The sequence below is a fragment of the Arthrobacter sp. 10L424 genome (assembly GCF_056395325.1).
Genome location: NZ_JBFTJH010000003.1, coordinates 290,502 through 301,857 on the forward strand (window position 1 = coordinate 290,502; position 11,356 = coordinate 301,857).

Sequence of the window (11,356 nt, forward strand, 5' to 3'; positions counted from 1 at the left end):
CTGGTTACCGGGAAAAGTCACTGCCGTCCCATCACATTACCGACGCCTTAGCCCTGATACACCAGCTCTATCTGCATATTCGCCCCGCATCCGGCAACCTTTCACCTCGACGGCTGGAGCCGGAGCTATTCGATAAAGGGGCAAGTTACCGGAAGTTCCATGGTCGGGCGGCTCTTGCTTGCTAGGGTCAACCCTGTTGTCCCGCCCGTAAGAATCCGCCTGAAGGGAATAGACATGAAATCCGACCATTATGACGATTTCGCCGAGAACTACTCGGCTGAAAATGAGTCCAGCCTCCTCAACGCCTACTACGAGCGCCCGGCGATGGTGGGCCTTGCCGGCGACGTGACCGGCCACCGGGTCCTGGACGCAGGGTGCGGCTCCGGGCCCCTGTCCGCGGCACTGGGCGCGAAAGGCGCAGTCGTGACCGGCTTCGATTCCAGTCCTGCGATGCTGGAATTGGCAAGACAGCGTTTGGGCGCGGACGCGGACCTGCACGTGGCCGACCTCAGCAAGCCGCTGCCTTTCGCCGACGGCTCCTTCGACGACGTCGTCTCGTCCTTGGTCCTGCACTACCTGGAAGACTGGTCGGCACCTCTTGCCGAACTGCGGCGAGTGCTGAAGCCGGGCGGGCGCCTGATCCTGTCGGTCAACCACCCCACGGTCAGCGTGGTCAACTATCCAACCGAGGACTACTTCGCCACCCGCCAGTACTCGGAGGATTACGAGTTCGACGGCGAACCGGCGGTCCTGACCTTCTGGCACCGGCCCCTTCATGCGATGATCAGCGCCTTCACGTCGGCGGGATACCGCGTAGCCGCCGTGAGCGAACCAGAGCCAGCTCCGGACACGCCGCACGAACTCCTTCCGCCGCGCATCCTCAAAGGCGAGAGGACAGCGTTCCTGTCCTTCATCTTCTTCGTCCTCGAGGCAGACTGAATCCGCACGCGAACCGCCAATGAACGAAGTGCCCCGCACTGCGGCTAGCCTGAGCGGATGAAGAAGCTGGTTGTCGTTACAGGCGCTAACCGAGGTCTGGGGCTCTCTTTGGCGGACGAGTTTGCGGAGTCCGGCTGGAGTGTCGTCTCCGTCGCGCGGTCACCCCGGCCCCAGAGCACGGGCGCCTACCCGCGGGACGTCGTAACGGTCCGGCAGGATGTTCGAAAGGACATTGCTGCAGAACTTCTCGAAGTCCTGGACGGCCGCCCTGTCGACTTGCTGATCAATAATGCGGCGCAGGGGGCACCCCATGGCGATCTCGGGTCGATTCCCCCTGAAGGCATCCTGAACGCGGTTGATGTCAACGTCGCCGGTCCGCTTCGCCTGGTGCAGTTCCTGTTGCCGAACCTGTTGGCGGCCCCCGATCCGATCATCATCAACATGACGTCCCGGCTGGGATCCCTTGCTGCCCAGGCCAATGGTGACTTCTCACATCTGTCGACGAGTTATGCCTACAAAATCTCCAAAGCCGCGCAGAACATGCTGACCGTCTCGTTGGCTCAGGACCTGCGGGGCCGCGTTCGCTGCTGGGCAGTTCACCCGGGCAAACTGGCGACTGACATGGGACAGCCTGGCGCTTCCAAGGATCCAGGCGTCGCCGCCCGCCAACTCCGTGAGCTGGTCGATTCAGGCGTCCGGACTTCGCCCCGCTTCTGCTCCCTCGGTGAACAGGACCTGCCCTGGTAGTGCCGGGGAGGTACTCGAATGCGCAAGATTATCGTTAGAGGTCGGTCGCCTGGACGGATTCGTCAGGACGGCCAACCGGGATATCAGTCGGTGGGAGCCGCCTTCAGGACGCGGGCAGGCTAACGAAGTACCCCTGCTGGACCGGGCGGCGGCCTAGCTTTTGCGCCGTGCGGAGCGAAGGCACGTTCCTCGCGTGGATGTGGCCCCATACGGTGTCCACACCCGATCGTTGACCGGTCAGAAACGACGACTGCACCGCGGGAGCCAAGCCCCTGCCGCGCAGGCGCTCCGTCAGCAATACATCCAGCATGCAGAGTGCCGATCGGCCAAAGAGCGGCGAGATTGTGGCGGCAGCCAGTCCCGCAAAGCCGTGGTCGTCCCGGAGCGACATCAGCAAGCCCTGGTCCGTCGCTTCCTGGAGCCCCGCCTGGTCGGACTCTGAAACAAACGGTGAGAGCTCCGGGGCGCCGGACCGCCACGCCTGATGTTCGAGCCGGTATTCGGTGAACACTTCAGCCGCCGCTTCCGGCCAGGAGATCGTTAGAGCCCCGATCAGGTCCCGTTCGTTGGCGCCGGCGGCCGCGCTGAGGGACCCGGCCATGACTGTTGCCCAGCCTTCCGCGGAGGGTAGGTCGAGGCCCGGCCGCTCCCAGAATGTGAAGCCACGCACTCCAACGCCGCGGTAGGCCGAAGTCACTTTCGCCGCCAGTTCATCGACAGCCTCAGCATCGTTCACGCGGGCAGTGGTTTTGACTGCCACAAGGGGGAAAGCCGGGTCGAGGTTGAGGTAGCGGAGGCCTGAGACGACGGCTACCAGACACTGTCCTCGGGGCCTCGTCGGGCATCCCCGTGGCGGCACGTCGGCCCACGTCCCGCGGCGACGGGGGGTGGCGAGGAAGGCTAGGGGGTCCCGTAGGGAGTGCGGGAGAGCGTGACTCCCCATTCGGAGTTGTGCAGCACAATACTGGCTTCACGTTCCACGAACTGCAGCGGGGCTTGGATGTACCGTGACATCCGCTGCTGTTCCTCGTCCCACGGGAAGCCGCAAGTGCCGACAAAACTCTCCGTTGTTCCCGGCACCGGCGTGATTGTCTGGCCGGCAATGCTGACCCTAACCGCGTAGGAGGCGCACGGGATCCGCACCGTCATCAATGGGCGGCCGCCGAGGCTGCCGAACCTTACGGCGTAGTCTCCGGAACTCAATCCCGGACCGCGGGGCACGGTAGCCGGCTGCATGGACCCGGAAGTGAAGTACTGACATTCCAGCGTTCCGGTGGGCGCGGCGTCATCTGCACCCCGGGGCAGGCATTCATCTGCACCCTGCCCGGCGGGGGCTGGCGGCACCGATGGGACCGGCCCGAGGGTCATGCCTGGCGGCAGTCCGGCGCCCGTGGAAGGTGCGGCCGAGGCAGCCGGCGGCTGGGCGACCGCTTGAATGTTGGCGTCCGCGTTTGGCGACGGAGCCGCGCAGGCTGCGGTCACGGCGATGACGGCGAGGCAAGCCAGCGGCAGCAGGGCCGGCGTCGTGCGTTTCAGCGGGTTACCCGGTAGCGCACGTGGGTGACGAGGCCGGTACCGCTCACTTCCGTCGGCTCGAGCTGGAGGTTCGTGACGCCGTCGAGCAGCCGTTCGCCCGCTCCCAGGACGATGGGCGCGGTGTGGAGCCGCAGCTCGTCGATCAGCCCCGCCGAAAGGTACTGGCGGACGGTCTGCGCCCCGCCGGCAATGGCCACGTCCTTGCTGCCAGCGGCCTTCCGCGCCTGGCTCAACGCCGATTCGATTCCGTCGGTGACGAAGGTGAACGTGGTGCCGCCCTGCATCTCCAGTGGCTCGCGTGGATGGTGAGTGAGGACGAACACGGGTGCGTGATACGGCGGTTCTTCACCCCACCATCCCCGCCATTCATCGTCCCACGGCCCCGGCCCGGGCCCGGCGAACATGTTCCGTCCCATGATGTACGCGCCGGATGCGAGGATGCCTGCACGCCAGGCCGCGTTGGCGTGGGGTTCCTCGAACTGCCACCTGTGCATGCGCTCGCCGCCCTCGCCCAGAGGTTCCGCGAGGCTTTGGTTCGGGCCGGCGGCGAATCCGTCGAGGGAGACCGTCAGATCGCATGTGACTTGGCTCATGCGCCCATCATGCCACCACTCGCCGGCCAAGCTCCGGGCCGGCAGGAGTAAATCGGAGTGCAATTCGTTAGCTTGCTCACGTCGCGCGGAATCGTTGAAAATCCGGTGCCGGACGGCCCCATACTTGGAATGACCCCGGCGGATTCTCCCCACCGCCAGGCATGAGGAGGGTCCATGAAAACGTTGAAAATTCTGCAGGGCACTGTGAAAAGCACCGTCACGAACGAGTACTTTCCTGCCACGGCGGTGCTGGCCGGAGTGCTCTTGTTCTGGGTCCTCGGGATCTTCGGCGGGCTCTCGTTACTGAGCAACCACCAGACGCTCCTGACAACCCTCAGCTGGTTGCTCTTCGTCTACGCCGCGGCTGTGCTGACGCCTCTCGCTGGCCTTATCGCCGTGGTGGACCTGTCACGCCGCTGGCTGCGCAACCGGGCGTCGGGCGTCGGGGGAACCGCGGGGACCGCGTCCGCCTAAGCCCGGCCGCCTTATTCGAACCGTGCAGGGTCGCCCATGCCGCGACGGACGATTTCCGCCGCGCCGCCGGAGTAGTCAATGACAGTAGTAGGCTCCGAACCACAGTCCCCGGAGTCGATCACGGCGTCGACCACGTGCTCGAGCCGTTCCTTAATTTCCCAGCCCTGGGTCAGCGGCTCGTCCTCGTCGGGTAGCAGCAGCGTGCTGGAGAGCAGCGGTTCGCCCAGTTCGGCCAGCAGGGCCTGGACCACCTTGTTGTCCGGGATCCGGACGCCCACCGTCTTCTTCTTTGGGTGCAGCAGCCGCTTGGGGACTTCTTTGGTGGCGGGGAGGATGAAGGTGTAGCTCCCGGGAGTGACCGCCTTGATGCTGCGGAACACGTCGTTGTCTATCATCACGAACTGGCCCAGCTGCGCGAAGTCCTTGCAGACCAGCGTGAAGTGGTGCTTGCTGTCGAGCTGGCGGATGCTCCGGATCCGGTCCAGGGCCTCTTTGTTCCCGATCTGCGCGCCGAGTGCGTAGCAGGAATCGGTGGGATACGCGATCAGCCCGCCGGAACGGACGATTTCCACCGCCTGGCTGATGGAGCGTGCCTGGGGGTTTTCGGGGTGAACATCGAAGTATCTCGCCATGGGACGAGCTTACGCCCGACGGCGGCGCGCCGCCTGACGGCCCAGCCGCATGTCAGGCGGCGGCGAGCGCCGAAAACATGACTGACATCGCTGCCGCGGACACGAGTTCCAGGAACGCGTTGCCGTTGTCGCGTCGGGTGTGAGGGTGGAGCCGACGGAGCAGGAGGAAGGCCCACAGCGCCGCTGACACCCCGAAGGCAACCGCCAGGACAAGCACCGGCAGGCCGTTCCAGCCCGGCAGGGCCGCGGGGAGCGGCACGGCGGCGGCGGCGGCGCTGGCATGGTGCGACGTCTGGCCCGGAAGCCCGGCAACATTAGGACCGGCCAGCGCGCCGTGGCCACCGTGCACGTCCATGGCGGCCAGCATGTAGGCCATCGCGGCCATGGTCAGCCCGTTGTAGAGCAAGGTGCCGGGGCCGGCTGCTCCTGCGGGGCTCCGGTGCCCGGGCCCGGCGGCGGGGACAGGCCGCGCGGAGACGGCGCGGAGGACGAACCACCACGCGGCAAGGCCGAAGAACAGGATCTGCGGGAGGACGGGCCACCGGAGTCCGGGTGCCAGCATCAACACCATGGCGGTCATCATCGCGGCATGGAGGCCAAAACCGGCCCGGGTGGCCGGCGTCGACTTGCGGCAGGCACGGAACGCCGCGTACAGCGACGCTGCCAGCAGCAGTGCCGTCAGCCCCCAGCTCAGGACCCCGTTCTCGATCAAGGGTGCCCGGTCAGTGCTGCTCGTCGTGGTGGATGCGCTCGTCGCGTTCCCGCAGTGGTTCGCCGCTTCCGCTCCACTGCTTGGCGATGAACTCCGCAGCGATGGACACTGCCGTCTCTTCGGGCGTCCTCGCGCCGAGGTCAAGGCCCACCGGGCTGTGCAGCCGGGCAAGCTCCTCCTCGGCCAGGCCGGCCCGGCGCAGCCGGGCGATCCGGTCTGCATGGGTCCGGCGCGAACCCATGGCGCCGATGAAGGCGATCGGCCGGCTGCGCAGGGCAACCTCCAGCAGTGGAATATCGAACTTCGGATCGTGGGTGAGGACGCACATCACCGTGCGCTCATCCACCAGCCCCTGTTCCAGCTGCCCGGCGAGGTAGCGGTGTGGCCAGGCGTTGACCACCTCGGCGGCATCGGGAAACCGTGCCGGCGTCGCGAAGACGGCCCGGGCATCACACACCGTGACGCGGTAGCCCAGGAACGTGCCCAGACGGGCCAGCGCCGAGGCGAAGTCGATGGCGCCGAAGACCAGCATCCGAGGTGGCGGGGCGTAACTTGCGAAGAAGACCCGCATCCCGGCGTCCAGCCGTTCCCCGTCGGGGCCATAGCTCAGGATGCCGGAACGTCCGGCGGCGAGCAGGCCCTGCGTGTCGTCGCCCACGGCGTGGTTGGCCCGCTCGGAACCAAGGTTGCCGTCGAAGCCGTCCGGCCGCACGATCAGGTGCCGGCCCAGCCAGCTGCTCTCCGGGTGTTCGATCACGGTGGCGACCCCGACGCGGCGTCCGCCGGCGATGTCCGCCCTGACGGCGTCGAGTTCCGCGAAGCTGTGCCGGGACACCGGCTCGACGAAGATGTCGATGATCCCGCCGCAGGTCAGGCCGACGGCGAACGCGTCATCGTCGCTGATCCCGTAGCGGACGAGGACGGGGGTGCCGTCCTCCTTGACCTGGGTGGCCAGCTCGTAGACGGCACCTTCGACGCAGCCGCCGGAGACGGAACCCACTGCTTCCCCGTCGGCGGTGACGAGCATGGACGCGCCCGGGAGCCGCGGGGCTGACTTAAACGTGCTCACTACGGTGGCCAGGCCGGCGGTGTCACCCCTCTGCCAGCCCGGCATCATGGCTGCCAGGACATCACGCACGGTCGGTCTTCATCCTTCCAACCGCCCGGACCAGCCGGAACGCGGAACACCGGCCCGCCCAGTAGGAAAGGCACGCCACCACCGCCACGAGGGCCAGGACCTTCCCGGGGCTGGACAGCTGCTCCGCCGCCATCCCCTTCGCGAGGCTGAGGGCGTCCAGGCTGCCCGCGGGGGCATGCGCCGGTGTGGGCGCGGACGCCTTCGGTGGCGCTGCGGGAATGGTGCCCGCCGGCGCGCCCGGAAGTTCCGACGCCGGTGCCGGGGCCGTCGCGGCGGCGACCTTGGCCGCCACTGCCTCCGCCGCGGGCACGGGTTCGGGAACGCCGGCGTCTGCTTCTTCGGCCGGATCTGTTCCTCCGGCCGGAGCGGGGGAGGTGACCATGGCCTGCAGATTGCTGGCGAACAGGGCCATCATCTGTTCGGTCACACTGCCGATCACGCCCTTGCCCATTGCCGCGGCCTTGCCGGACAGTTTCAGGTCGGCGCTGACGGTGCCGCGGGTGGTACCGGCGGCCTCTTCGGCCAGCTGCAGGGTCACCGTGGCCTCGGCCGTGCCCTGGCCGCGGGTTTCCTGGGCTTTGCCTCCGAGCACGGCGCGGTGTTCGGCGGCGTTCCGCTCGATGACGTTGAGCAGGCCCTTGTACTGCATGTTTACCGGGCCGAGTTTGACGGTCATGCCCACCTGGTAGGCGTCGTCCGACAGTTTGTTCAGGATCCTGGCACCGGGAACGCAGCCGGCCACGCGTTCAAAGTCCATGATGGTTTCCCAGACCGTGTCGATCGGAGCGACGACCGAGAAAGTGCTGTCAATCTGCATTAGGTCCTTCTTCCCTTAAGTGATGACTGGCCGTCGCCGCGGATTGCGGCCGCCACCTCTGCCAAAGCCGTGTAGCTGTGTCCGCTGACGAACGCGTCGCAGTAGGGCAGGGCCGCGGCCATGCCGCCGGTCAGCGGCCGGTATTCCGGGGCGGCCTTGCGGGGATTGACCCAGACGATGCGGTGCGCCAGACGCCGCAGCCTCGCCATCTGCGCCGCCACCTGCCCGGGATCCTCCTGGGCCCAGCCGTCCGAGAAGATCACCACCACCGCGCCGCGGGCCAGGCCGCGGCGGCCGTGTTCGTCGACGAAGTGCCGGATGCAGTCGGCGATCCGGGTACCGCCGGCCCAGTCCGGGGCGGCGACGGCGGCGCGGGCCAGGGCCTCGTCCGGATCGCGCAGCGCGAGTTGCCGGGTCAGGCGCGTCAGCCGGGTGGAAAAAACGAAGGCCTCCGCGCCGGCCGTCGCCACCGCCCCCTGCAGCAGCGAGACGAAGATCCGTGCGTACGGCTCCATGGAACCGGAGACGTCGCACAGCATCACCAGCTTGCGGCGCTGCTGGCGCCGGCGGGCATACAGCAGCCGGGTGGTGTCGGTCCCCGAGCGCCGTGCGGCGCGGACCGTGGCGCGGACGTCCAGCCGGGGGCTGCTGTGGGCTGATTTGCGGGTTCGGCGGCTCAAACGTGCCGGCGTGGCGAGCAGCAGCTTGGCCGCCAGCCGCCGGATCTCCAGGACTTCCGCCTCCGTGAGCTGGGCGAACGACATACTGTGCAGCCGCTCCTCGGCGGAGGCCATGGCCAGCACGGCCTGCCGCTCGGGCGCGTTTCGGTCCCCGGTGCTGTCCGGGCCCGCGGAGGCAATCGCCGGCGCCGTGGGCCTTTGGGCGGGCGGGTGCCCGGGGGCGCGGTCCTCGGCCGGGGAAGGACGGGTGCGCGCCTCCTCGGGGGCTTCGGCCGGCGACACGGTGCGCGGAGCGGCGTTGCGGGGCGCGACGGAGGGGGAGAATGCGCCGCGGAACACTGCGGCGAAGACGGCGTCGAACACCGGCAGCTGCTCGCGCGCGGACACCAGCACCACGCGGGATGCCCAGTAGAGCTGCCCGACGTCGGAGGGCGGGACCAGGCGGAGTGCTTCAGCCAGCCGGACTGCCCGGTCCGGGGAGCAGGACAGCCCGGCCCGGCGCAGGGCGGTGACAAACGCCGCAGAGAAGGTGGCCGCCTCCACCGCGGGGAGTGCTGCGGCTGTGGTGTGGGTGGGCCCAGCCATCAGCGGCTCACCCGCCCGTGCCCGCCACGAGCCAGTCGGCCCCGCGGGCGCCGACCAGTTCCAGGTCGTCGCGGTTCTTGACGATCGAGCCGAGGGTCCGGTCCGCCGTCGTGGCGTCGATGCGGTCGATGCCGAGCACGGCGAGCGCCGACACCCAGTCGATGGCCTCTGAGATCCCCGGCGGTTTGGCGAGGTCCAGTGTGCGCAGCTTCGTGATTACTGCTGCGGCCTGCAGCGCCAGCGGGCCGCTGCTGGCGGGCACGCGGCGGCGGACAATTTCCGCGATCCGTTCCGGGCCGGGGTAGTCGATCCAGTGGTAAAGGCAGCGCCGCGTCAGGGCGTCGTGCAGGTCCCTGGTGCGGTTGGACGTCAGGATGACGATCGGCGGGTGCGTGGCACGGATGGTGCCGAGTTCCGGGATGGTGACGGCGGCCTCGGCCAGCAACTCGAAGGTGAAGGCTTCGAATTCGGCGTCGGCCCGGTCGATCTCGTCCAGCAGGAGGACGGCGGGGCGCGGGCCGGGATGCTCGATGGCCTGCAGCAGCGGCCGGCGCAGCAGGTACTCCGGGCCGAAGAGGTCGGTTTCGGTGACGGCGGCGTCCCGCACTTCCGCCAGCCGGATCCCGAGCAGCTGCCGCTGGTGGTTCCACTCATAGAGGGCCTCTCCGGCGTCGATCCCCTCGTAGCACTGCAGCCGGTACAGGGGCGTGTCCAGCAGGTCGGCAAGGGCCTTCGCCGCCTCGGTCTTGCCCACGCCCGCCTCGCCTTCAAGCAGGATGGGCTGCGGCAGCCGGACGGCCAGGAACAGCGCGGTGGCCAGCCCGGCGTCGGCAAGGTAGTCGCTGCTGTCCAGCGCCGAGGCCAGGGACGCGACGTCGGGGATCCTCCGCTGGACATCCTCCTCCGCGCCGGTGCGCGCCGCGGCGCTCACTGGGCGCCCTCCAGTGCGGCCAGGACCCGGCGGTAGTCGTCTTCCGTGTCGACGTCGAGGGGCACCGTTCCCGGCACGGGAAGCTCGACCGCGTCGGCCGCCCGCTGCTCCAGCAGCTTCCAGACCGCCTTGTCGCCGTGCAGGGCGGCCAGTTCCGGGAACATCCGCCGGGTGAACGCCAGGGGGTGGCCGACGCCGTCGTCGTAGCGGCAGACGGCGACGCCCGGGCTGTCGTTGCCGGCGTCTGAAGCGAACAGCAGCTGCAGCAGCGCCCGTGCGGTGGCCGACCGGACCTCCGGCTGGTCCCCGAGCAGGAGGACGACGGCGTCCGTGTCCGCGTGGAGCGCGGCGATGCCGGCGGCGACCGAGGAGGAACAGCCTTCGCCGAAGTCCGGGTTGAGCACGACTTCGCAGCCGGTGGTGTCAACCGTGCGCTGCACTTCGGCGGCCGCGCCGCCCAGGGCCAGCACCGTCTGGTCGAAGCCGCAGTCCCGGGCGGTCGCCAGCACGGCGTCGAGGAGCACGCCCCGGCCGTAGGGGAGGAGCTGCTTGGGCCGGCCGAGGCGCCGCGAGGCCCCGGCCGCCAGGACCAGCCCCGCCGTCCGGTGTTGTGCGGGGGCGCGGTCAGAGAGTGAGGGCATAGCGCTCCGGATCTTTGCGGAAGGCAGCGCGGCAGCCGGGCGAGCAGAAGTAGACGGTGACACCGTTGTGCTCGAGGTGCAGCGAGGATTCGACCGCAGCGACGGTCATGCCGCAGACGGGGTCGACTGCCGTCGCCGGGGCTTGCGCCGCAGGTCCGGGCAGCGGCGCCGCCACTGGGGCCGGCCCCGCCGGTGGCGCGGCGTGCCGGGACTTGGCCCGCTCCTGGATGAGCTGGGCCAGGATCGACAGCGCGATCTCGCCGGGGGTGCGGGCGCCCAGCTGCAGCCCGGCGGGTGTGAAGACCCGCGAGCGCTGTGCCGGCTCGACGTCGAGGGACTCCAGCACCGCGCTGCCCCGCGTGCCGCTGGCCACCAGCGCGACATAGGGTACTCCGGCGCGCAGGGCCGCCTCGAGCGCGACCTCCTCGGCTTTGCCGTGTGACGCCACGATCAGCGCGGCATCATCGGCCCCCGGCCGGGCGGATTCCCCGTCGGTGAGTTCCACGGCCAGCCCGACGCCGGAGCCGAGGGTCGCCAGGGCCTGCGCCACGGGCGTGGTGCCGACCACCAGGACCCGCGGCGCCGGGATGCGGGGCTGGAGGAAGATCTCGATGGCCCCGCCGCTCAGGCACGGGTTGGAGACCTCGACGGCGCCTTCCTCGGCGCTGCGGGACGGTTCGCCGGGGACAACGCGCAGCAGCAGCGGTTCCCCGGACGCCAGGACCTGCAGGCTGTACTCCCGCACTGAGGACTCGACGCAGTTGCCGCCGACGAAGCCCTGGATGTCGCCGCCGGGCAGCACCAGGGCCGTGTCTCCGGCGTGGGCGCTGGTGGGGCGCTGGGCGCGGACCACCGTGGCGTGCACGAACGGCTCACGGCGGGAGGCGAGGTCGTTCGCCCGGGCCGCGAGGGAATCTCCCATCGTCGCCAT

General features: G+C 69.1%; 13 protein-coding genes. 3 read left to right on the forward strand and 10 right to left on the reverse strand.

Translation table 11 applies throughout. The annotated features are described in order from the left end of the window. Positions 1-234: 234 nt before the first annotated feature. Together AC1DC5_RS06945 and AC1DC5_RS06950 are read left to right on the forward strand one after the other, a co-directional pair. Entirely contained in the window at positions 235-939 is a 705-nt protein-coding gene (locus AC1DC5_RS06945; protein WP_476864662.1) for a class I SAM-dependent methyltransferase, read from the forward strand. A 57-nt stretch (positions 940-996) separates the two neighbouring features. Continuing rightward, a complete protein-coding gene (locus tag AC1DC5_RS06950) occupies positions 997-1,686 on the forward strand; it encodes an SDR family NAD(P)-dependent oxidoreductase (RefSeq protein ID WP_476864663.1) in 690 nt (229 codons plus the stop codon). A 103-nt stretch (positions 1,687-1,789) separates the two neighbouring features. Here AC1DC5_RS06950 and AC1DC5_RS06955 read toward each other — a convergent pair whose 3' ends face one another. After that, positions 1,790-2,422, reverse strand: coding sequence for a GNAT family N-acetyltransferase (locus AC1DC5_RS06955; RefSeq protein WP_476864664.1), 633 nt, complete (start codon positions 2,420-2,422; stop codon positions 1,790-1,792). A 796-nt stretch (positions 2,423-3,218) separates the two neighbouring features. Next, positions 3,219-3,815: a dihydrofolate reductase family protein gene (locus tag AC1DC5_RS06960; RefSeq protein WP_476864665.1), complete on the reverse strand. Its 597-nt coding sequence runs from the start codon at positions 3,813-3,815 to the stop codon at positions 3,219-3,221. Between the two features lie 174 nt (positions 3,816-3,989). Between AC1DC5_RS06960 and AC1DC5_RS06965 the strand changes: the two genes are divergently transcribed. Then, complete coding sequence (locus AC1DC5_RS06965) at positions 3,990-4,289, forward strand: hypothetical protein (protein ID WP_476864666.1); 300 nt, start codon at positions 3,990-3,992, stop codon at positions 4,287-4,289. A gap of 11 nt (positions 4,290-4,300) precedes the next feature. Here AC1DC5_RS06965 and AC1DC5_RS06970 read toward each other — a convergent pair whose 3' ends face one another. From AC1DC5_RS06970 to AC1DC5_RS07005, 8 genes are read right to left on the reverse strand one after another with little or no spacing between them, the layout of a single operon-like run. Further along, entirely contained in the window at positions 4,301-4,921 is a 621-nt protein-coding gene (locus tag AC1DC5_RS06970; RefSeq protein ID WP_441403994.1) for an L-threonylcarbamoyladenylate synthase, read from the reverse strand. A 52-nt stretch (positions 4,922-4,973) separates the two neighbouring features. Continuing rightward, positions 4,974-5,633, reverse strand: a complete 660-nt coding sequence (locus AC1DC5_RS06975) for a DUF5134 domain-containing protein (protein ID WP_476864667.1) — start codon at positions 5,631-5,633, stop codon at positions 4,974-4,976. A 10-nt stretch (positions 5,634-5,643) separates the two neighbouring features. After that, complete coding sequence (locus AC1DC5_RS06980) at positions 5,644-6,771, reverse strand: XdhC family protein (RefSeq protein ID WP_476864668.1); 1,128 nt, start codon at positions 6,769-6,771, stop codon at positions 5,644-5,646. Further along, on the reverse strand, positions 6,764-7,588 hold the full coding sequence (locus AC1DC5_RS06985) for an SRPBCC family protein (RefSeq protein ID WP_476864669.1): 825 nt from the start codon (positions 7,586-7,588) through the stop codon (positions 6,764-6,766). Before AC1DC5_RS06985 ends, AC1DC5_RS06980 begins: the two co-directional genes overlap by 8 nt. Beyond that, the gene (locus AC1DC5_RS06990) at positions 7,588-8,853 is read right to left on the reverse strand and encodes a vWA domain-containing protein (RefSeq protein ID WP_476864670.1); all 1,266 of its coding nucleotides are present in this window, start codon (positions 8,851-8,853) and stop codon (positions 7,588-7,590) included. Before AC1DC5_RS06990 ends, AC1DC5_RS06985 begins: the two co-directional genes overlap by 1 nt. A 7-nt stretch (positions 8,854-8,860) precedes the next feature. Then, the gene (locus AC1DC5_RS06995) at positions 8,861-9,784 is read right to left on the reverse strand and encodes an AAA family ATPase (protein WP_476864671.1); all 924 of its coding nucleotides are present in this window, start codon (positions 9,782-9,784) and stop codon (positions 8,861-8,863) included. Next, positions 9,781-10,425 carry a nucleotidyltransferase family protein gene (locus AC1DC5_RS07000; RefSeq protein WP_476864672.1) on the reverse strand — a complete coding sequence of 215 codons (645 nt, stop codon included), beginning with the start codon at positions 10,423-10,425 and terminating at the stop codon, positions 9,781-9,783. The genes AC1DC5_RS06995 and AC1DC5_RS07000 overlap by 4 nt, the downstream gene beginning before the upstream one ends. Further along, complete coding sequence (locus AC1DC5_RS07005; RefSeq protein ID WP_476864673.1) at positions 10,409-11,347, reverse strand: XdhC family protein; 939 nt, start codon at positions 11,345-11,347, stop codon at positions 10,409-10,411. The genes AC1DC5_RS07000 and AC1DC5_RS07005 overlap by 17 nt, the downstream gene beginning before the upstream one ends. Positions 11,348-11,356 lie beyond the last annotated feature (9 nt).